Annotated in this window: 23 protein-coding genes; 13 read left to right on the top strand and 10 right to left on the bottom strand. The window is 39.9% G+C overall.

Going from position 1 to position 21898, the window contains the following annotated elements:
- The first annotated feature begins 55 nt into the window (after positions 1–55).
- From CWB65_RS02545 to yacG, 5 genes are all read left to right on the top strand, one after another.
- The gene (locus CWB65_RS02545; RefSeq protein ID WP_138739824.1) at positions 56–1282 is read left to right on the top strand and encodes a type II secretion system F family protein; all 1227 of its coding nucleotides are present in this window, start codon (positions 56–58) and stop codon (positions 1280–1282) included.
- 145 nt (positions 1283–1427) lie between these two features.
- The gene (locus tag CWB65_RS02540) at positions 1428–2321 is read left to right on the top strand and encodes a prepilin peptidase (RefSeq protein WP_138739823.1); all 894 of its coding nucleotides are present in this window, start codon (positions 1428–1430) and stop codon (positions 2319–2321) included.
- 17 nt (positions 2322–2338) lie between these two features.
- Positions 2339–2971: a dephospho-CoA kinase gene (coaE, locus tag CWB65_RS02535; protein ID WP_138739822.1), complete on the top strand. Its 633-nt coding sequence runs from the start codon at positions 2339–2341 to the stop codon at positions 2969–2971.
- Positions 2972–3103: 132 nt separating this feature from the next.
- Positions 3104–4780, top strand: a complete 1677-nt coding sequence (pilB, locus tag CWB65_RS02530; RefSeq protein ID WP_138739821.1) for a type IV-A pilus assembly ATPase PilB — start codon at positions 3104–3106, stop codon at positions 4778–4780.
- Positions 4781–4847: 67 nt separating this feature from the next.
- Positions 4848–5078, top strand: a complete 231-nt coding sequence (yacG, locus tag CWB65_RS02525) for a DNA gyrase inhibitor YacG (RefSeq protein WP_006794561.1) — start codon at positions 4848–4850, stop codon at positions 5076–5078.
- Between the two features lie 81 nt (positions 5079–5159).
- On the opposite strand, the gene CWB65_RS02520 is transcribed toward yacG, so the two are convergent.
- Positions 5160–5651 (bottom strand): Spy/CpxP family protein refolding chaperone, encoded by a 492-nt coding sequence (locus tag CWB65_RS02520; RefSeq protein WP_138739820.1) that lies wholly within the window; start codon positions 5649–5651, stop codon positions 5160–5162.
- Between the two features lie 183 nt (positions 5652–5834).
- Between CWB65_RS02520 and CWB65_RS02515 the strand changes: the two genes are divergently transcribed.
- The 3 genes from CWB65_RS02515 to CWB65_RS02505 are packed head-to-tail and all read left to right on the top strand — an operon-like array spanning position 5835 to position 8868.
- A complete protein-coding gene (locus tag CWB65_RS02515; RefSeq protein WP_138739819.1) occupies positions 5835–6524 on the top strand; it encodes a response regulator in 690 nt (229 codons plus the stop codon).
- Positions 6502–7917: an ATP-binding protein gene (locus CWB65_RS02510; RefSeq protein WP_138739818.1), complete on the top strand. Its 1416-nt coding sequence runs from the start codon at positions 6502–6504 to the stop codon at positions 7915–7917. Before CWB65_RS02515 ends, CWB65_RS02510 begins: the two co-directional genes overlap by 23 nt.
- 3 nt (positions 7918–7920) lie before the next feature.
- Complete coding sequence (locus CWB65_RS02505) at positions 7921–8868, top strand: alpha/beta fold hydrolase (protein WP_008128800.1); 948 nt, start codon at positions 7921–7923, stop codon at positions 8866–8868.
- Here CWB65_RS02505 and CWB65_RS02500 read toward each other — a convergent pair.
- Positions 8828–9745 (bottom strand): cation diffusion facilitator family transporter, encoded by a 918-nt coding sequence (locus CWB65_RS02500; RefSeq protein WP_171047554.1) that lies wholly within the window; start codon positions 9743–9745, stop codon positions 8828–8830. The genes CWB65_RS02505 and CWB65_RS02500 overlap by 41 nt on opposite strands.
- Positions 9746–9850: 105 nt before the next feature.
- Between CWB65_RS02500 and trmL the strand changes: the two genes are divergently transcribed.
- Positions 9851–10315 carry a tRNA (uridine(34)/cytosine(34)/5-carboxymethylaminomethyluridine(34)-2'-O)-methyltransferase TrmL gene (trmL, locus tag CWB65_RS02495; RefSeq protein WP_008128796.1) on the top strand — a complete coding sequence of 155 codons (465 nt, stop codon included), beginning with the start codon at positions 9851–9853 and terminating at the stop codon, positions 10313–10315.
- A gap of 73 nt (positions 10316–10388) precedes the next feature.
- Here trmL and gpsA read toward each other — a convergent pair whose 3' ends face one another.
- From gpsA to CWB65_RS02475, 4 genes are read right to left on the bottom strand one after another with little or no spacing between them, the layout of a single operon-like run.
- On the bottom strand, positions 10389–11396 hold the full coding sequence (gene gpsA, locus CWB65_RS02490) for an NAD(P)H-dependent glycerol-3-phosphate dehydrogenase (protein ID WP_008128794.1): 1008 nt from the start codon (positions 11394–11396) through the stop codon (positions 10389–10391).
- Positions 11397–11399: 3 nt separating this feature from the next.
- Positions 11400–11888, bottom strand: a complete 489-nt coding sequence (gene secB / locus CWB65_RS02485) for a protein-export chaperone SecB (RefSeq protein WP_006794821.1) — start codon at positions 11886–11888, stop codon at positions 11400–11402.
- Between the two features lie 34 nt (positions 11889–11922).
- The gene (gene grxC, locus CWB65_RS02480; RefSeq protein WP_006794822.1) at positions 11923–12180 is read right to left on the bottom strand and encodes a glutaredoxin 3; all 258 of its coding nucleotides are present in this window, start codon (positions 12178–12180) and stop codon (positions 11923–11925) included.
- 32 nt (positions 12181–12212) lie between these two features.
- The gene (locus CWB65_RS02475; RefSeq protein WP_008128791.1) at positions 12213–12644 is read right to left on the bottom strand and encodes a rhodanese-like domain-containing protein; all 432 of its coding nucleotides are present in this window, start codon (positions 12642–12644) and stop codon (positions 12213–12215) included.
- Between the two features lie 271 nt (positions 12645–12915).
- Between CWB65_RS02475 and gpmM the strand changes: the two genes are divergently transcribed.
- The 4 genes from gpmM to CWB65_RS02455 all read left to right on the top strand — a co-directional run bounded on the left by gpmM (position 12916) and on the right by CWB65_RS02455 (position 17715).
- A complete protein-coding gene (gpmM, locus tag CWB65_RS02470; RefSeq protein WP_008128788.1) occupies positions 12916–14460 on the top strand; it encodes a 2,3-bisphosphoglycerate-independent phosphoglycerate mutase in 1545 nt (514 codons plus the stop codon).
- Between the two features lie 3 nt (positions 14461–14463).
- The gene (locus CWB65_RS02465) at positions 14464–15603 is read left to right on the top strand and encodes a murein hydrolase activator EnvC family protein (protein ID WP_138739817.1); all 1140 of its coding nucleotides are present in this window, start codon (positions 14464–14466) and stop codon (positions 15601–15603) included.
- 34 nt (positions 15604–15637) lie between these two features.
- On the top strand, positions 15638–16885 hold the full coding sequence (locus CWB65_RS02460; protein WP_008128782.1) for a S41 family peptidase: 1248 nt from the start codon (positions 15638–15640) through the stop codon (positions 16883–16885).
- An 80-nt stretch (positions 16886–16965) separates the two neighbouring features.
- Positions 16966–17715 (top strand): divergent polysaccharide deacetylase family protein, encoded by a 750-nt coding sequence (locus CWB65_RS02455; protein ID WP_008128779.1) that lies wholly within the window; start codon positions 16966–16968, stop codon positions 17713–17715.
- Between the two features lie 122 nt (positions 17716–17837).
- Here the strand turns inward: CWB65_RS02455 and rpoH are convergent, their stop codons facing one another.
- The 4 genes from rpoH to ftsY all read right to left on the bottom strand — a co-directional run.
- On the bottom strand, positions 17838–18701 hold the full coding sequence (gene rpoH, locus CWB65_RS02450) for an RNA polymerase sigma factor RpoH (RefSeq protein WP_008128777.1): 864 nt from the start codon (positions 18699–18701) through the stop codon (positions 17838–17840).
- Between the two features lie 441 nt (positions 18702–19142).
- Positions 19143–20129, bottom strand: a complete 987-nt coding sequence (gene ftsX / locus CWB65_RS02445) for a permease-like cell division protein FtsX (RefSeq protein WP_039037998.1) — start codon at positions 20127–20129, stop codon at positions 19143–19145.
- Positions 20126–20803 (bottom strand): cell division ATP-binding protein FtsE, encoded by a 678-nt coding sequence (gene ftsE, locus CWB65_RS02440; protein ID WP_006794808.1) that lies wholly within the window; start codon positions 20801–20803, stop codon positions 20126–20128. The genes ftsX and ftsE overlap by 4 nt, the downstream gene beginning before the upstream one ends.
- 85 nt (positions 20804–20888) lie before the next feature.
- Positions 20889–21898: signal recognition particle-docking protein FtsY (gene ftsY / locus CWB65_RS02435; RefSeq protein ID WP_138739816.1), on the bottom strand; the 1010-nt coding region annotated here is incomplete at its 5' end.

Genomic DNA, 21898 nt, shown 5'->3' with positions numbered 1-21898 from the left:
AACGATTATAAGGTAGCTATATGCTACCTTTTTAATTTCAGGTGGTAGCAAGAAAGTGGCGAAAAAACATGAAAATAAAAGCCTTGATACTTTTCAATGGGTCGGTGTGAGCGCCCGAGGGAAAAAGCTTGAAGGCGTACTCACAGGGCAAAGTATTGCGTTAGTTAAAGCGCAACTACGAAAACAAGGCATTACTCCATCCAAAGTAAAGCGTAAAGCTAAGCCATTATTAGGGACTCGCCTACAAAAAATCACCCCTAAAGATATTGCTTTAGTTACACGCCAAATTGCTACTATGTTAATGGCCGGCGTTCCACTCATTCAAGCTATTGAAATGATTGGCTCTGGCTCTACCAACAAAAGTGTTGCCAAGCTAATGGAAACTATTGGTGATGAAGTTAAAGCAGGCCAGCCGCTTAGCCAAGCGCTTAGGAAGCACCCCCGTTATTTCGATGATTTATATTGTGACTTAGTCGCATCAGGCGAGCAGTCGGGTGCGCTTGATAAAATATTTGACCGCGTTGCTTTGTACAAAGAAAAATCAGAAGCGCTTAAATCAAAAATTAAAAAGGCGATGTTTTATCCGATTTCGGTATTGGTAGTTGCCTTAATAGTGACATCTATTCTTTTGATTTTTGTAGTTCCTCAGTTTCAAGATATATTTAATGGCTTTGGTGCAGAGTTGCCTGCCTTTACCTTGTTTGTAATCGCCATATCTGAATTTATGCAAGAATATTGGTGGATTGCGCTAATTATAATTGTAGGTAGTGGCTGGGTTTATAAAGAGGCGCTCCTAAAAAGCTTAAAGCTAAGAGATGCAACCGACAGGGCTATATTAAAACTTCCTATAATTGGTATGATTTTAAACAAAGCGGCTGTTGCTCGCTATGCTCGTACACTTTCGACCACCTTTGCTGCGGGTGTACCACTTGTTGATGCGCTCGACTCTGCTGCAGGTGCTTCAGGTAATGCTGTTTACCGCTATGCTATTTTAGATATTAAAGCAGAGGTGAGTTCGGGTAATCAAATGAACTGGGCCATGCGAAATTCTAAAATATTCCCTGATATGGTAATTCAAATGGTTGCCATTGGTGAAGAGTCTGGCTCGTTAGATGGCATGCTGGCAAAAGTAGCGACTATTTACGAGCAAGAGGTTGACGATGCCGTCGATGGCCTTTCAAGCTTGTTAGAGCCATTAATTATGGCCGTACTTGGTGTACTTGTAGGTGGGTTAATTGTTGCCATGTACTTACCTATTTTCCAATTAGGTTCTGTCATTTAATTAATAAAAAATTTTACAGAAATTAAAGAGATCCTTATATTTATGGTTGGCGGTTTAGTTTTCTTATTTACCCTCTTTAACTTCTCTTTGTGATAATTATTTCACTTAATTTTTAGACTTTTTTTAGAATAGTTTTCGGGTATATATGCAAAGTATTATTGAAGTAATGCAAAGCCAACTGTGGTTTTATTTAACCACAGTTGGCTTAGTTAGTTTATGTGTGGGTAGTTTTTTAAACGTAGTTATCTACCGTTTGCCGCTTATGATGCAGCGTGAGTGGCAAAGCGAGTGTAGGCTATTACTTGAAGACGAGCTAAATACCAATCAAGCTAAACCAAAAAACACCAGTGAGCCTTTTAATCTTGTAAAACCAAATTCCACTTGCCCTAAATGCAAAACGGCCATTAAGCCTTGGCAAAATATTCCTATCATTAGCTGGTTAATACTTAAAGGTAAATGCGCAAGTTGTAGTAACCCTATCTCTATTCGATACCCTGCTATTGAGGCCATTACCGCTCTATTAAGTTTAGTGGTTGCTTATACCTTTGGCGCAACAGAACAAGCATTATTATACATAGTGATCACGTGGGCACTTGTGGCACTGACCTTTATTGATATAGACCACATGTTACTGCCTGACCAGCTCACTTTACCGCTTGTTTGGCTGGCACTGATTGCCGCTGTTGCCGGAATTACAATTACGCCAAGTGATGCAATTATGGGTGCCGCTTTTGGTTATTTAAGCTTATGGAGTGTTTTTTGGTTATTTAAATTGCTAACAGGCAAAGAAGGCATGGGCTATGGCGACTTTAAACTGTTAGCGTTATTTGGTGCTCTGCTAGGCTGGCAATCGTTACTCACTATAATACTGCTTTCAAGTGTTGTTGGCGCCATTATTGGTATCGCCTTGTTAACTATTCAGGGTAAAGATAAAGCAACCCCTATTCCATTTGGGCCCTACCTAGCAATTGCTGGTTGGATCACGTTACTGTGGGGTAACCAATTGCAAAGCGCGTATTTTAACTTAATTGGTTACTAATTTGAGTACGCACTAAAATGAGCAAATCTGATATTAAAACATCACCTTGGGTTCTTGGCTTAACAGGCGGTATTGGCTGTGGCAAAACGGCTGTAAGTAATATGTTTGAGCAGCTTGGCATTACAATAGTTGACGCCGACATTATTGCGCGCCAAGTCGTAAAGCCTAAAAGCGATGGTTTAAATGCCATTGTAAGAAAATTTGGTCAAAGCATTTTATTACGCGATGGCACACTAAACAGAAGCGCTTTACGTGAGCGTATTTTTACTAATACTGCCGACAAAGAGTGGCTAAATAATTTATTGCATCCACTCATTAGAAACAAAATACATAACGACCTTACTGTCGCAAAAAGCCCATATGTAGTACTTGTAGCACCACTTTTGTTTGAAAACGGCCTAGATAAATTGTGTAATCGAACACTACTGATTGATATACCTCAAAGTGTACAAATAGAGCGCACGGCTTCGCGTGATAATGTAAGTCTTGAGCAAGTAAAAGCGATTATTGCAGCGCAAATGTCACGCGAAGATAAACAAAAAAAAGCCGATGATATTTTAAATAACGACCGTGCACTTAACGACGTTAACCACGACTTATTAACGCTACATAAACGTTATCTGCACAAGGCACAAATGCAAGCAACTTAAATTGTAAAACCGAGTCAAAACAAACTAATCTCCTATATTAATTAATAAATTTAGCCTAGATTGTGAAGAGTAATGTAATCCCCTTCTTTTTTCTGATAAATTACTCTCTCTGAAGGATTAAAAAGGTGCGCAATGAATATTAACTCACCGTTATTAAGAAAGTTTCTTACGCTTGGGCGTATTGATGCCGATACGGTAAAAGCAAAGCAGCAAGAGTTTGCCTCAACCGCTGAACTGATTTCTAAATGTGGAAAAATAGACAGTAAAGAGTTAGCAGAGCAATGTATTGATTTGTTTCGTGTTCCCTATTTTGATTTAAAAGACTTTGATCCTGCGTCTATTCCTGCCGATCTTGTAAAAGAAAAACTGATCCGCAAACACCATATTTTACCGTTGGTACAAAAAGGCCGAAAAGTGTATGTGGCAGCCTCTGATCCAACCGATTACGGCGCGTTCGAAAACTTTGAATTTAGTACCGGCCTTTCATGCGAAATAGTCGTCGTTGATTACATTCAGCTCGATAATAAAATTGAGCAATTGCTAGATGCAACCGGCAGCCTAGATTTGAGCGATGATGAGTTTAAAGAATTTGCCGACCTAGACACTGAAAGCCAAAAAGAATCAGCACCGCAAGATGACGACAAAGACGATGCCCCAATTATTGTGTACATTAATAAAATTTTAATGGACGCGATAAAAAAAGGCGCATCGGATCTACACTTTGAACCTTACGAGCATAAGTACCGAATTCGTTTTCGTATTGATGGCATCTTGCACGAAGTGGCAAGTCCACCTAATACATTAGCAACCAAGCTTTCTGCTCGTATTAAAGTAATGTCGCGACTTGATATTGCCGAAAAGCGTAAACCACAAGATGGCCGAATTAAATTGAAAATTACTGAGCGAAAAAGTATCGATTTTCGTGTCAGTACTATGCCTACGCTGTGGGGCGAAAAAATAGTAATGCGTATTCTTGATTCATCAAGCGCTATGCTAGGTATTGATGTACTTGGTTACGAAGAAGAACAGAAAAAGTTATACATGGATGCACTTGGTCAACCACAAGGCATGATACTCGTTACAGGTCCTACCGGGTCAGGTAAAACGGTATCGCTTTATACGGGTTTAAACATATTAAACCAACCTGAGCGAAACATTAGTACCGCAGAAGATCCGGTTGAGATAAACCTTGAAGGGATAAACCAAGTACAAATTAACCCTAAAGCCGATATGACCTTTGCTAATGCATTGCGTGCGTTTTTACGTCAAGATCCCGATGTGGTTATGGTAGGTGAAATACGTGACCTTGAAACCGCAGAAATTTCAATAAAAGCGGCGCAAACGGGTCACTTGGTTTTATCTACATTACATACCAATTCAGCGCCAGAAACCATTACCCGACTATTAAATATGGGCGTACCCGCCTATAACGTAGCCAGCTCAATTAGTTTAATTATTGCACAGCGACTAGCACGCCGTTTATGCCCTAAATGTAAAACGCCAGAGCAATTGCCAAGCGAAGAGCTCTCTCGCCAAGGGTTTAGTACAGCGCAAATTAAAGATATGACTTTATATGCACCTAAAGGGTGTGATGGCTGTACAGATGGTTACAAAGGTCGTGTAGGTATTTACGAAGTTATGCAAATCACACCAGAAATTGCACAAATAATCATGCGTGGCGGTAACTCACTAGAAATCGCTGAGGTATCATTAAAAGCCGGTTTTAATAATTTGCGCCTATCAGGTTTACGTAAAGCCGCTGATGGTTTAACGTCACTTGCTGAAATAAACCGCGTAACTAATATGTAAAACTATTTAGCGCTTTGCTTGCTTTAAATACAGTAAGCGCTAATGAGTAACCTGTTGAGAGTAAAACATGCCTACTGTTGTAAATTGTCCAACCTGTAAAACAAATGTTGAGTGGTCTGAGCAAAGTCCTCACCGCCCATTTTGTTCTAAGCGTTGCCAACTCATTGATCTGGGTGAGTGGTCGTTTGAAAATAATAAAATTTCAGCGCCAATCACATCGGCTGATCAAATAAACCAAGACATGATTGAAGACATAGAAGCCATGATGGCTAAAAACGAAGATGACTTTTTTAAGTAATGTCATCTAGTTTTTATATAAACAAAAGCCAGCTAAATGCTGGCTTTTTAGTACTCACTTAAAAGTTAACCTTAGGGTCAGTTAGCTTTTTTGCTTACGCTGCTTTTTACTTTTACGCTTTTGAATTTTAGCAAACTTTTCTTTTTGCTCTGCGTTAAGCAACTGCATTACTTGATGCTGCGTTTTTAGCTTAATTAAGGCAAACTCTTCACCTTTACTTTGGCGCTCACTTAAAAGCTCTTTTGCTGCATTTTCGTCAAATGTTGCTGCTGATAGTAGTACGTCCATTTTTGCTTTGTGCGCTTCACGCAGTGCTTTACGTGCTTCTTTATCGTCGCCTCGTAAGGCTTTCATTTGTGTTTTTTGTGCTTCAAAAATAGCTTTTAGCTTAGTTTGCTGATCTTGCGTTAAATCAAGTTTTTCGGCGCCGCGTTCAGAAAGTAAAAAACGCGCTGAAGAATGCCCTTGTCGATCATGCATACCGCCTTTAGCTAGTACGCTACCTGCACCAAGTGTGGCTGTTGCTAAGCCACAAATAAGTACTAATTTTGAAAGTGTATTTACTTTAGTCATAATCATCACCTTAACTGTTGGGTTGGTTGTGGTTGGCTGTCGTGTAATTGCCTAGCCAGTGAGTTAACTATAACTAACTCAACGCAAAGTAACGCAAAGCAGTGTAAAGGTTGTGTAAAGATTCACTTTTGAGCAATTAAGGGCGTAAAATAAAGAAATGAAATATTGCCTAAGGGTTTGTAAATGAAACTATTAATGATTGACGACGATACGGGTCTTTGTGAGTTACTCAGCGAATACCTTTTAAGCCAAGGGTTTGAAATACAAAGCGTACACGACGGCGAACAAGGCCTAAAGTTAGCACAGGCAAACGACTACGCATTAATATTGCTTGATGTCATGCTACCTACGCTAGATGGCTTTGAAGTTCTAAAACAACTTAGGCAAACCAAACTCACCCCAGTCATTATGCTTACAGCTAAAGGTGAAGACTTTGATCGTATTTTTGGATTAGAGCTCGGTGCGGATGATTACATACCAAAACCATTTAATCACAGAGAGTTACTTGCCCGCGTAAAAGCGATTACACGTCGTATAGAGCATATAAACAGCTTAAATATCAACACAACTAATAAGCTGCTTGTAAATGGTGTAACTATTAACCTTGCAGCACGAGAAGCCTCTATTGATGAGAATACACTCACGCTGACTGGCACAGAGTACGAAATACTGGCACTTTTGTGTAAAAACGCCAGCCAAGTTGTTAGTAAAGAGCAAATTAGTGAAGAAGTGCTAGGCAGGCGTTTAGCATCGTTCGACCGCTCTATTGATATGCATGTAAGTAATATCCGAAAAAAAATAGCAGAGCATATTAAAACAGAACGAATTAAAACAATGCGAGGCAGCGGTTATGTTTTCATCCAAGGTGAATAAATCAGGCGCTTTATCTTGGCTTAAGCACCCTAGGCATTATTTATTTTTTAAAATATTTGTTTGGTTTTGGCTAACCATTATTGGCACCGTTACTGCGCTTGTTTTTTTAAGTAATATCAGTGTACTGAACTTAGTAAGTAATGAACCCTTACATGGCCCGATGGGAAAAAACCTAGCTTATACCGCAAGAAGTATTGAGCGCTCTGCATATAAGCATAAACGTTCGCTTGAGAGCATTCTTTCGCATCCACGCTTATCTAAACGTAAGCTTTTATATTTAAGCGCTGAGCAATCTGATATTTCTTTTACTAATAAAGAAACACCTATAAACATAGACCTAAGCCTTCTTAATTTTACCAAAAACATGCCACCGCAAATTGTTTTCACTGAGCAATATCAAGCCTTTGGGCCAGTTCAATTAACCGTCCCCGAAGGAGTATTTTATTTATATGAAATAGACATAAACAATCAGCCACCTCTGTTTATACGCTTAAAGCTAATGCCCGGCTGGATCAAAGTATCTATTGCAATTATTGCCTCTTTAATTTTGAGCTTTTTGTTTAGTCGTAACTTAATTGCACCAATTAACAGCCTTAAAAAAGCAGCTATAAAACTATCTTCTGGCGATTTAAGCGCACGTGCTGCTATTTCAACTAATAGAAAAGATGAGCTAGGGGTACTTGGTCGAGACTTTAATAGTATGGCAAACCAGCTAGAACTATTAATAAGCTCACAAAAACGCTTGCTTGCTGATATATCCCATGAGTTACGTTCGCCACTTACTCGCTTAAAAATGGCAACAGGCCTTGCACAAATGCAAGCAAATGAAGCAAGTCAGTCTTATTTACTACGAATAGAAAAAGAGGCTAATCAACTCGATCAAATGATTGCTGATGTACTTCAAGTGTCTCGTTTAGAAGCAAAAAGCCAAACCCTTGCAATGCAAAAGCAATCACTAAACGTTATTGTTGAACATGTTTTAAACGATGCAAAATTTGAAGCAAAACAATATGATAAGCAGTTAACAATAACAGGCGATGCAAGCGTAACCATTAGCTGCGATGAAGCCCTGATTGCCAGCGCGCTTGAAAACCTACTTCGTAATGCCATTAAATATGCAAATAACACAATAAGTATAAAACTATCGCATGGTGATGCCGTGCATATTGAAATATGTGATGATGGCCCAGGCGTGCCAAATAACCAGCTTGATAAGCTATGTGAGCCGTTTTTTAGGCAGTCTGATGCAAGAGATAGAGTCAGTGGTGGAACCGGTTTAGGCTTAGCTATCGCAAAAAATGCAATTACAGCTCATAATGGTACCTTAGTTTTATCGAACAAAGATCAGGGCGGCTTGTGTGCTAATATCACACTGCCAATAATCAAAGAGTAAACCATGTTTTATAGTAGTGAGTGCGAGCTTAAAGGTAACCAATCAGCCATTAATGATTTTTATCAAAACACATTAGTTAAAGCGTATTTAAATACGCCTAATGGGCAGTTATTTTATGCGCATGCCCAGCCAGATAAAGCTCATGTTGCCATAGTTATTAGCTCAGGCAGAATCGAAGGGCTCGATAAATACAAAGAGTTGTTATGGGAGCTTTATACTAATAATTTTGCTATTTTTATTGTTGACCACCAAGGACAGGGCCGCTCTTACCGCTATTTAAAAAATAAACATAAGGGCTATGTAAATAATTTTGGTGACTACAGTGCCGATCTTAATTTATTTAACACCCAAATAGTCGACACCGTTTGGCAAGGTAAAAAGCTATTAGTGAGCCACTCAATGGGAGGTGCTATTGCATTTGATTATTTGGCAAACTATGAGCATAGTTTTAGCGGTGCGTTTTTATCAGCCCCAATGTTCGATATACACACCAAAGGTATTCCAAAGCCTTTAGCCCGAATAATTGCAAGTAATGCCGTACGTCTTGGTTTTCAATTTAGCTATGCCCTTGGACAAACCGACTACACCCCAGAAGAGTTCCCTTTAAACGTATTAACAAGTTGCGAATTACGCTACAGCCTATTTAGGCAAACATATAATGAGGAGCCTTTACTACAACTTGGCGGGGTTACTTATGGGTGGCTAAATTCAACCTTTACTTTTTTATCATCAATAGATGAGCTTACTGTTGATATTCCACTTTACATTGCAAGCGCAAAAAACGATGTAGTTGTCGATAATGAAGCCCACTATAGACTAGCTAATAAGTACGCAAATATTACCCTAGAAAGCTTTGCTGACGCCAAGCACGAACTATTCTTTGAATGTGATGATGTACGCCAGCCAGTGCTTAAGAGTCTGTATAAGTTTTGTGAGTCGGTGACGGCTTAGTTAAAACAGAAAGCGGGTCGAGGTGGATTAGTATATCAACCTCCGATTCAAAACGAGCACCAATCATCGCTTCAACCTCATCAGCCACAGTATGGGCTCGTATTAGACTTAAATGGTCATCAAGCTCTAAATGCATTTGAATAAACTTAATTTTCCCCCCCTGGCGAGTACGGATCCCGTGTACGCCATGCACATCGCTGTGCTCTTTAGCAATATCAAAAATGCTTTGCTTTTCATCGTCTGGGAGTTCTTTATCCATTAAATGATCGGCACTATCTCTTGCAATATCCCAACTGTTATAGAGTAAGTAACCTGCTACCCCTATTGCAAAAATAGGATCGGCATACATCATTCCGTAATAAGATAGAGCAATCGCAATTAAAACAGCAGCGTTTAAAATCAAATCACCTTTGTAATGCACCGAATCTGCTTTTATAGCAATCGATTCGGTATGTTGAATAACCTTAGTTTGTACAAAAACAATGACCAGAGTACATGCAATTGCAAAAGCACTTACCCATACACCTAATAATGAATGTGTAAGCTCTATAGGGTTAAATAAGCGCTCAACACCATGAAATGCCAGTAAACAGCCCGAGCCTGCAATAAATGCAGCTTGCCCAAGCCCTGCTAATGCCTCGGCTTTACCATGACCAAACCGATGATCATCATCAGCTGGGCGCAGTGCGTAACCTAAAACTAAAAAACTCATAAATGTAGCGGTAATGTCCATTAATGAGTCTGTTAAGGAGCCAAGCATTGAAGCAGAGCCTGAAGCAAGCCAGGCCCACGCCTTTGCCGCAATCATTAAACTCACCATTACCATAGTAATAATACTAGAAGCTTTAACCCAAAATTCGTAACTGCGGTTATGCACAATTTCATCCGCTAATAAGAGTATTCAATACTTTGAGTATATCATTTTTTTTAAGGGTTTCGTGTATACTGCATCCGTCAAATACCATTTATTAAAAGGCTAATTATGCTGGATATTGTTTTATACCAACCTGAAATTCCACCAAACACAGGGAATATTATCCGCCTTTGTGCAAATACCGGCTTTTCGCTGCACTTAATTGAGCCTTTAGGGTTTGAGTGGGACGACAAACGTGTAAAGCGTGCAGGCCTTGATTACCATGAATTCAGCCATGTTCAGCGTCATGCGTCATTTGAAGCGTATCTTGAAAAATGTAAACCGAAAAAAGTGTATGCATGTACAACCAAAGGCAGCCAATTTCATCATGAAGCATGTTACGAACCCGGAGACTGTCTAGTATTTGGTCCAGAAACACGCGGGCTACCCGATGAGATGATTCAAGCTCTACCAAACGAGCAGCGCGTGCGTATCCCAATGCAACCAAATAGCCGAAGCATGAACCTATCAAACGCAGTCGCTGTATTTGTTTACGAATCATGGCGACAGCTGGGCTTTCCGAACGCGCAATGATACGCGTATTATTAAAGCTAACAAAAAAACCGACATTACGTCGGTTTTTTAGTTTTTATCACAGTAGTGAATGCTATTCTGATCGTTGCTCTCTGCCTAACAATGCCATGGCAGCAGCTTTCATATCTTTATTCTCATAAAGTACTTTGTAAATCTGTTCAGTGATAGGCATTTCAACGCCTGCACGCTGGGCAAGTAAATACACTTCTTTGGTGTTTCTAAAGCCCTCTACTACTTGACCTATCGACTCAATTGCAGCTTCAACACTTTCACCTTTACCCAGTGCTAAACCAAAACGACGATTGCGTGATTGGTTGTCAGTACAGGTTAAAATTAAATCGCCAAGGCCTGCCATTCCCATAAAGGTTTCTGGCTTTGCGCCTAGAGCGCAACCTAACCGAGTCAGTTCTGCAAGACCTCGTGTGATCAAGGCTGTGCGAGCATTGGCTCCAAAACCTACACCATCTGAAATACCCGCGCCAATAGCAATTACGTTTTTAACCGCACCACCAAGCTGTATGCCAATAAAATCGTCATTGTTATACACTCGAAATGAACGACCACAATGCAGTAAATCAGCCAATTGTTGTGCAAACTCAGGTGAGGTAGACGAAACAGAAATAGCTGTTGGTGAACCCATTGCCATTTCTTTCGCAAATGTAGGACCCGAAAGCACCGCAAGTGCGATTTCATCACCCAGCTCTTGCTGTGCAACTTCTTGTAATAAACGCCCTGTATTTGGCTCAAGGCCTTTAGTCGCCCACGCGACTTTAGCATCGATTTGCAATGCAGGTTTTATTTGCGCAAGTGTGTCGCCAAACGCATGGCTTGGCACAACAACAAGCACAATAGCACTACATGCAACTGCGCGTTGTAAATCGGCTTCTAGTTCTAGAGCGTCTGGGAAGGGTGCATCTGGTAAGTAACGTTGATTTTTCCGCTCAGCTGCAAGCGTAGCAACGTCGTCGCTATTGCGTCCCCAAAGCGTCACTTTATGACCATTTCGGGCTAAACAAATAGCAAGGGCGGTGCCATAAGACCCCGCCCCCAATACAGTAACAGCTGAAGTTGCTGTATTCATAAGTTATGCGTCTGCTGTAACCTGGTCAGCTTGCGCAGTACGTTGTTGCATATACTGTGCAAACAATGCGTCAAAGTTTACTGGCGCAAGGTTTAACTGTGGGAAAGTGCCACGGTTAACTAGGTTAGATACCGCTTCACGTGCATATGGGAACAATACGTTAGGACAAAATGCACCTAGCATATGAGCAAGTTGTACTTCTTCAACCTCAGCAATAGTAAAAATACCCGCTTGTTGAATTTCACATAAAAACGCAGTTTCTTCGCCAATTGATGCTGTCACAGTTAATGCTAAAACAACTTCAAATACACCTTCGTCTAACTTGTTAGAGCGAGTATCTAGGTCTAGCTTAACTTCTGGCGTCCATTCTTTTTGAAAAATTGCCGGAGAGTTTGGCGTTTCAAACGACACGTCTTTAGTGTAAATGCGTTGAATAGTAAATTGTGCGCCTGCGTCTTGTGCCGCTGCTGCGTTTTGAGTTTCTTCGTTCATTGTTATTCCTAACTTGTTCGTTATTATAATTAAATTAAGCGTTAAGCTTAGCGTCAAGTTTACCTTGAGCCTCAATAGCCATCATGTCGTCACAGCCACCGATATGTTCATCATTAATAAAAATTTGCGGTACAGTGCTTGCGCCACCGGCTTTAGTAATCATTTCATCGCGAAGTTCAGGTTGTACACCAATATCAAAATTAGTGAATTCAACGCCTTTGCTTTTTAAAAGCGCCATAGCGCGCTGACAAAATGGACAATATGCCTTGGTGTATAAAACAACGTTACTCATAATAAATCCTCTATCGGTTTAGCTAAACGAGATTAGCGACCTGTTATCGTTGGTAAGCTAGCAGATTGCCATGCACCCATTCCGCCCGCTAATACATAAACCTGTTCAAAACCAGCTTTATGCATTGCTGTGGCCGTGCCTTGGGCTGTCATACCTGTAGTACATACCAATATAATGGGTTTAGTCTTGTACTTTTCAAGGCCTGAAAAGTCAGATTTTTTTGCATTTTCAGGGCTTAAGTGTTCAGCACCCGAAATACGGCCAGACGTAAACTCTTTTTGTGCTCGCATATCCACTACTTGACCATCTTCACGGTTAATAAGTAGCGTTAGTTGCTGAGGGTTTATTTGACGAATAGCTGAAAATTTACTTTTTATCCAACCACTGACAATAAGAAAAACAATACCAACCCAAGCAAGGCTTAAAATAGGGTGATTGCTTATAAATTCAATATATTGTTCCATTCGACTTCCACTATAAATTACATCCTAAAACGCAATGTTTTAGACATTTTAGACTTTAGCCACGCAAGTATACCCAAACCAACTTAAAATGCGAGTTTACACAGAGTTTAAAAGGAGGAAAAACACCCCATATAAAGGTTATTAACCGCACATCAGCATCAATACAATATTCAATTAAGTGAAAAAAATTAATATGCTGTTTTGTATGCTGATTCAAGTAACAAAACACGGTATGCTAAAGCAAAACAGGTGCTAACTTTTAGGAGTGACTATGACTGAACATAAAAAACCACTGGTATTAATGATTTTAGACGGTTGGGGATATCGTGAAGACGAGCAAAGCAATGCAATACTAGCAGCGAATACCCCCGTATTAGATAACTTATGGGTATCTCGCCCTCGCACATTAATTTCAGCATCTGGTTTTGATGTAGGTCTTCCTGATGGACAAATGGGTAATTCCGAAGTTGGACATGTTAATTTAGGTGCAGGACGTGTTGTATACCAAGACTTTACTCGAATCACCAAAGCAATAAATGACGGTGAATTTGACTCAACACCTGCACTTGTTGAAAACATTGATAAAGCAGTAAATGCCGGCAAAGCCGTTCATGTTATGGGATTATTGAGTCCGGGTGGCGTTCATAGTCATGAAGATCATATTGTTGCAAGCATAGAGCTTGCTGCAAAACGCGGTGCTAAGGAAGTCTATTTTCATGCATTTTTAGATGGCCGTGATACACCACCGCGTAGTGCCAAAGAATCGATTGAACGTATAGAAGCGTTGTTTGCAAAACTTGAATGTGGTCGGCTAGCAACACTCGTTGGTCGTTATTATGCAATGGATAGAGATAACCGCTGGAATCGTGTAGAAAAAGCCTATGACGTAATGACCTCTGGCATTGGAGAGTTTAACTACAGCGATGGCGTAACCGCATTAAATGCAGCTTATGAGCGCGACGAAAACGATGAGTTTGTTGCTCCTACAACCATTACACCAGCAGGTAGAGAAGCAGCGCAAATTAATGATGGCGACACCGTTATTTTTGCAAACTTTAGGGCAGACCGAGCACGAGAAATTACACGCGCCTTTGTAGAGCCTGAGTTTGATGGCTTTACCAAGAAAAAATCCCCCGCTCTCAGCGCATTTGTCATGATGACAGAATATGCAGCAGATATAGACGCACCCGTTGCATTTGGCCCAACTCCTCTTACTAATGTATTAGGGGAGTGGCTTGAAAAACAAGGGAAAACACAACTGCGTATTTCTGAAACAGAAAAATACGCACACGTTACCTTCTTTTTTAGCGGCGGACGTGAGGACGAATTTGAAGGTGAAACGCGTGAACTAATCCCTTCACCGCAAGTGGCTACCTACGACTTGCAACCTGAAATGAACTCAGAAATGCTAACCGATAAGCTCGTAGAAGCAATTAAAAGCGGGAAATACGACGCTATTATATGTAATTACCCTAATGGCGATATGGTTGGCCACTCAGGTGTTTTTGATGCCGCTGTAAAAGCTTGTGAAGCCGTTGACACCTGTATTGGCCGTGTAGTTGATGCATTGAACGAATTTGGCGGTGAAGCGTTGATCACAGCCGATCATGGCAATGCAGAACAAATGGCTAACCTTAAAACGGGCCAAGCACATACCGCGCATACAAGTGAACCGGTGCCCTTTATTTATGTTGGTCGCGATGCGACACCATCTGAAGGTAAAGCATTAAGTGATGTTGCCCCTACTATGCTGCACCTAATGGGCATGGAACAGCCAAGTGAAATGACTGGCACACCTATCATGACGTTGAAATAACCCATGATTAAACGTGTTAACCGATACTTTAAGTGCGGCTTAATACTCGCCTCATTGGTGACTGCATCAGCAGTTGCCAATGAAGATCGCACTAAAAAAGATCTCTCACAGGTGAAACAAGCACTTGAACAAAGCCAATCTGAGTATAATCAACAACGAAAAAAAATATCTCAACTTCAAAAAAATCTTAAAAACCATGAGCTTGAAATAGCTAAAAACGCTAAAGCACTTAATATGGCTGAGCAGTCTGTTAAAGAAACCCAACAACAGCAAAATCAACAACAAAAAAAAGCTGATGAACTCGATAAAAAGCACATCGAATTTCAACGTATCTTAGGAGCGCAACTTAAAAGCGCTTACATGGCAGGTGGTGATGACTACTCTAAAATGTTGCTGAATCAAGAAAACACAGCGCAATTTGAGCGAACACTGAGCTATTATAATTACCTAAACAAAGCACGAATTGAACAGATAGAAGAATTAAAAGAACTTAAACAACAAATCGCGTTAAACCAAGTTGCACTAAATAAAACAAAAGAAAAACTTTTAGCTTTATACGACGAGCAAAAAAGGCGCCAAACAGCCTTAGTAAATGCACAAAGTGAACGCCAAGCTAACCTTAGGAATCTTCAAGCTCAGCTTACGAGTACTAAAAGCTCTATCGATTACTTAAAAGAAAACCAACAAACCCTTGTTAATACAATTGAAGAATTAGAAAAAGAAAAAACAAAAAAAATAGAATTACTTGGTCTCAATAAAAATAAAGGCAGATTAAACTGGCCTAGTAAAGGTAAGTTAAAACACAAATTTGGCCAACGCAAACATGGTGGCATTGATTGGAAAGGCGTGCTAATTGGCGCTAAAGAAGGCGAAAATGTTAATAGCGTGCACAATGGCCAAGTTGTATTTGCAGATTGGTTAAAAGGTTATGGCTGGGTAATTGTAGTCGATCATGGTGAAGGATTTATGAGCCTATACGGCCATGCACAAACACTACTGAGAGACGTAGGTGACTTGGTACGCCAAGGCGAAACTTTAGCGTTGGTTGGCCAAAGCGGCGGACAGGCAAGTTCTGGTCTATACTTTGAAATACGACACAAAGGACGCGCAGTAAATCCCGTAAAATGGTGCAGACGTATTTAATTGAATAAACCGCTGCTCCGCTGAGGAGTCGCTGATGAAAAACAACAATGTAATACCCGCATTTAAAAAAGCAGGCTATGTTTTCAGCCTGCTTTTATTCACTTTTACTTTAGTACTTAACAATGCATTTGCCAGCTCAGTAAAAAACCTTAAAAGCCAACAAATAGATGAAATTTTATTTAACATACACGCCTATTATGTTGACGATTTAGAGCTACAAAACAGCCATTATGTGCAATACAACAACAAACAGTTTGAGCGCTTATACTCAAAGCTAGACCCCTACTCTAAATACCTTAACGAACACGAGCTCGATGCCTTATTTGATAATACCAATGGCCAATATACGGGCTTAGGTATTGAAGTAAAAAAGGTCGATACTGACATAAAAATAGTTAACGTGGTAAATAACTCACCAGCGAAAGAAGCAGGTATTTTAGCTGGCGATATTATTGTTAGTGTTAATCAAAAAACGGTCAATTTGCTCAGCGTTAGCGAAGTCGCAACTTTGATTAAAGAAAATAAATTTACAACAATTAATCTCACCGTTAAGCGAAATGAAAGCCCAGAAGTTTTGTCATTTAACGTAGCTCGTACGCAAATACAATTAGAGAGTGTAACCAGTAAAGTTTTAGAGTCCGGCATTTGCTATTTAGCTATTAATAGTTTTTCTAATCACACACTACACGAAGTTGCATTGCAAATTGCAGCGATGCAAAATAATTATGATTATCCATTATTAGGGCTTGTAATTGATTTACGTGACAACCCCGGAGGCACCCTTAAAAGTGCGATTACCGTCTCTGATTTATTCTTAGAAAGCGGAACTATAGTAACAACGAAAGGCAGATACTTTGACGCTAACCAAGCCTTTTATGCTAAACGGGGCGACATACTCAAAGGCGCTCCAATTGTTGTGCTTATTAATGAAAATTCAGCCTCTGCAGCTGAAATTTTAGCCGGTGCCTTAAAAGACAACAACAGGGCAAAAGTGGTTGGAAGCCAATCTTTTGGAAAAGGGTCAGTGCAATCACTTATACCATTAGGTGATGGCAATACCGCTTTAAAACTCACTACCGCAAAGTATTTTACACCTTCTGGTGAATCAATAGATGGCGTTGGAATAAAGCCGGATGTGACGATTAATCAAACAACACTTCCACAAAACAATAAAGCCGTTATAATAAAAAATGAGCAAGTAAAAAATAATCAACACCAGCTTGTTAACACCTTAGCTGATTTACAGTTAGTTAAAGCAAAACAATTACTCAGTATGCAGTAATCTATTTTGTTTGAGCGTTACTGGGCATAAAAAAGATAATAAAAATTATAAACGTGAATACTATTAACAGAAAAATACGGATGTGGCTTTTTTTCAGTGTATGTATCGCTTGCTTTAGCGCTAATGCTAAACAAATAGCGATAGTTATTGATGATATAGGCTACCACCAAAGAGACTTAGAGTTTTTAACCTTACCTGGGCAATTGACCTATTCAATTTTGCCCCATACACCCTATTCGCAAGTTTTTGCAACACATGCTAGCAAAGCAAATAAAGAGCTGCTTTTACATGTGCCTATGCAGGCACTTAACGGCAAAGCACTAGGGCCTGGTGCGCTTACTCTTGATATGGACAAAGCCCAACTTCAACAAACGCTTGGAACAGCACTTGCAAGTTTACCGCAAGTTAGAGGTGTTAATAATCACATGGGCTCTGCATTAACTCAGCAAAGCCAAGCCATGAAATGGACAATGGAAGTACTTAAAAAGCGCGAGTTGTACTTTTTAGATAGCCGAACAACTGGCTTAAGCCAGGCACAAAATGCTGCAAACTTTTTTGGGGTTGAAAATATTGGTCGCCATGTCTTTTTGGACAACATAACAACAGCAGATCAACTTCAGTTTAGGCTCGATGAACTTAAACAAAAAGCAACAGATCACAATTTTGCCATTGCCATTGCTCACCCTTATCCTGAGACCATTGCTTTTTTACGTAAAGCCCTGCCTGAGCTTACTCAACAAGGCTATGAGTTAGTTCCTGTTTCTCAGTTAGTACAACGTAAATATATTCAGTTAGCGCAAGCTCAAGGGAAAACGATTAGCGCGCGATAATTAAATTAAACAAGGTACTTATCTCTTATGCCCTATAATATTTGCCTACATTATTAATTTTCAACAAAAAAGCCCTGCGTTTTCATGCAGGGCTTTTAAAAATATTACGCTTTTAGAACGTATCAGCTCATAGCGCTTTGTAACTTTTTCATTGCTGTTTTTTCAAGCTGGCGAACACGCTCAGCAGATACACTGTATTTTTCAGCAAGCTCTTGTAGTGTTGCTTTGTCATCAGACAACCAGCGCGCACTTACAATGTCTTGTGAACGTTCATCTAGTGTTTTAAGTGCACTAAACAAACGAGTATGAGACTGTTCCTGCCATTGTTGCTGCTCAATGTCATCAGCTAAATCAGCAGAACCATCCGTTAAATATTGTACCGGCGAATAAGTGCTTGTTGGTGCGTCATCGTTATCATCACCCGTTAAGTCAAAGCCCATATCTTGACCGCTCATACGAGATTCCATTTCACGCACTTCTTTTTCGCTTACACCCAGCTCACTAGCAACAGTGCTAACCTCTGCTTGGTTAAACCAGCCTAAACGCTTTTTATTTTTACGAAGATTAAAAAACAATTTACGCTGTGCTTTTGTAGTAGCTACTTTAACTATACGCCAGTTCTTTAGAACAAATTCGTGTATTTCGGCTTTAATCCAATGCACTGCAAACGATACTAAACGAACACCTACGCTTGGGTCGAAACGTTTAACCGCTTTCATCAGGCCTATATTGCCTTCTTGAATAAGGTCAGCTTGTGGCAAGCCGTATCCCGAGTAGCTTTTAGCTATATGCGCTACAAAGCGCAAATGCGACATAATGAGTTGCTTTGCAGCACTAAGATCGCCTTCTTCCTGAAGTTTTTTAGCAAGTTCTTGCTCTTCTTCAACTTTAAGCATAGGGATTGTGCTGACCGCTTGAAGGTAGCCATCCATGCTTGCGCTTTGTTGTCCAACTGTAAGTGCCATTGCGTATAAATCTTTACTCATTTTTCACCTCGGTGATAAACATTTGAAACTATCTTAGCACTCTTTCCTGAAGAGTGCTAACCCCAATTTAAAACTTTTTTAAAGTATAAATCAAGCGGTTTTTTAGCGTTATTGAAGTCTACTATAAGCGACTGAATAAGCGATGAATTAAGGGATTGCGGGTGATTAACGTCAGTTTTTCACTCTATTTACAATTCATGCTTGATAAGGAGGGTAGTAGATAAATGTGACAGTTTTTATAGGACCTGAACAACCCAACCCAATAACATACGCGCTAAGCATTGAGTTAGTTCACTTGCATTAGCTTGCGCGAATGAGGAAGAGATAAACACGCTTATAAAGTTAAATGTATATTCACAAAGTTTACTTTGAAGCGAATAAAGCGCCAATAGCATAACCTATATAGCTCGCTTGATTAACAGCGAGCTATATAGGTGCGTATTACACTTTGTCTGGCTCTATTTCTTTGATGTATCGATTTACAGATAAGTAAGAGCCAACAAACCCCAAACTTGTAGCAAGTAAAACTAAAAAGCCAAATTCGCTAAGCGTTAAACCAATGAGTAAAAAGTTAGTTTGATACACACCAGCCACACTGTTTACGGCTGAAGAAAGCCACCACATCATCAATGCAACTGATATAAAAGCAAATAATCCACCAATAACGCCATACCAAATACCAGTCCATAAAAATGGTGCGTGTATAAACGTATTTGTAGCACCTACAAGTTTCATTACTTGTATTTCTTCTTTTTTATCCATAATCGATAGGCGAATAGTATTACCTATTATGAGAGTTACAGACGTTAATAATAATAAGGTAATGGTTATTACACTTTCTTTTAGCAAGCTAAGCAATGCATTTAAGCGCTCTAACCAGGCTATATCAAGTTTGCCAAAATCAACCTCACGTTCCGCTTCTAACTTGGTCATAAGTACCTTGGCGGCATTAGGTTGGCGATGCCGCTTAGTAGGCGTAACTAGCACAACATCGGGTAATGGGTTGCTATCTAAATATTCTAGCGCTTGCCCAAAACCTGACACCTCCTGAAACTCTTTTAGCGCTTGCTGTTTTGAAATAAACGTTACACTCTCTACTTCAGGATATAAGGCTAGGCGCTTAACTAGCGTTGCTGTTTCTTGTTTCGTCATTGTTTGTTTTACAAATAACGATATTTCACTAGCCTCTTCAAAGCCACTACTAACTTGCTGGACATTTTTAACCACTAAGTAAAGTGTGGCAGGAAGCGTTAAGCTTAATCCAAGTACCGCAATTGTCATCATTGATGCCAGTGGTGTACGCCACATTTCACCCAGACTATGAATCCCTTGGCGAAAAATGTTAACGATAAAAAAGTAGCCATTTGAAATAACTGATTTTTTTTGTTTTTCATTTTTGTTTTGGCGGCTTTTAAACAGTAAACTCATAATGCCCCCTGCGCTAATGGATCTTCAAGCATTCTGCCATCCTTTAACGTTAAGCTCCTATACTTCATGCGTGCAACAAGGCCTAAGTCATGGGTAGCAATAAGTACGGTTGTACCATGCTTATTAAAGTCTTCAAATAATTTAAGTATTTCCATTGAGAGTTCAGGATCTAAGTTACCCGTTGGCTCATCGGCAAGTAAAATTGGCGGAGAATTTACAATAGCGCGTGCAATACCGACTCGCTGTTGCTCACCACCCGACAACATAGATGGATGGCATTTAACTTTATCGATTAAACCCACTTTATCGAGCGCACCATGAACACGCTTTGCGATTTGATTACGATGAGTTCCTTCGATGATCAGCGGTAGCGCGACATTATCAAATACAGTGTATCGTTCTAATAATCGATGGTTTTGAAAAATAATACCAATATCTCGGCGAGCATAAGGGATTTGTCGCGAATTAACTTTATTTAAATCAACACCATTAATAAATACGTTACCAGCAGATGGACGTTCCATTAAGCTGATAAGCTTTAAAAGTGTACTTTTACCCGCACCACTATGACCGGTCAAAAAGGCTAATTCGCCAGGTTTTATATGAAAATTAACTTTTTCGAGGGCACGATGCCCCCCTGGATAGGTTTTACTTACTTGCTGAAAATTTATCATTTTTTATTATGCCAACCTCATTAAAGTGTTAATGCAATTGGTATTCCTCGCAATTAAAAAGGGAGCAAGCTCCCTTCTTGGTAAATTAAGCGTCGTCCTCATCTTGGCTAAATAATGCATCAATAAAGTCATCGCTTTTAAACGATCGCAAATCATCAATACCTTCACCAACACCAATATAACGAATTGGAATGTTAAACTTATCAGCTACAGCAAAAATAACCCCACCTTTTGCTGTACCATCAAGTTTTGACAAAGTAATACCCGTTAAACCTACACATTGGTTAAACAAGTTTACTTGGCTAATCGCATTTTGCCCTGTACCTGCATCTATGGTTAGCATCACCTCGTGTGGTGCATCAGGATCTATTTTTTTCATTACACGAGCTATTTTCTCAAGCTCTTGCATCAAATTATCTTTATTTTGCAGACGACCCGCTGTATCAGCAATTAACACATCTACATTACGCGCTTTTGCGGCCTGAAAAGCATCAAATACCACCGATGCACTATCGGCGCCGGTATGCTGTGCTATAACAGGAATACTATTGCGCTCACCCCATACTTGAAGTTGTTCAACCGCAGCGGCTCTAAAAGTGTCACCCGCAGCAAGCATGACCGACTTACCTTCATTTTGGAATTGCTTAGCTAGCTTACCAATCGTAGTTGTTTTACCAACCCCATTTACGCCTACCATTAAAATCACAAACGGTTTTTTTTCTGCTGGTATTGTTAATGGCTGTTCAGCAGTCTTTAGCATCGCTGCCATTTCTTGCTTCATTAGCTCGTATAAAGCATCGCCATCCTTAAGCTGCTTTCTATTTGCACCGTCCGTTAATCTATCGATTAACTTCATGGTGGTATCTACGCCTAAATCAGCCGTCAATAATTGAGTTTCAAGCTCTTCAAAAAGGTCATCATCTATTTTTTTACCACTAAAAATAGACGAAAATCCTGCGCCAATATTAACGCGGGTTTTTAGTAATCCTTTTTTAAGACGTGAAAAAAAGCCCTCTTTCTTAGGTTTTTCTTCTTTCTTAGCTTGCTCTGCTGCAATACGTTCTTGTTCTAAGCGCTGCACTTCGGCTTGCTCTG

The organism is Pseudoalteromonas sp. S554, assembly GCF_005930865.1.
Taxonomy (GTDB): Bacteria; Pseudomonadota; Gammaproteobacteria; order Enterobacterales; family Alteromonadaceae; genus Pseudoalteromonas; species Pseudoalteromonas marina.
The sequence above is the reverse complement of the archived record's forward strand: the minus strand, read 5'-3'. Positions and strand labels throughout refer to the sequence as shown.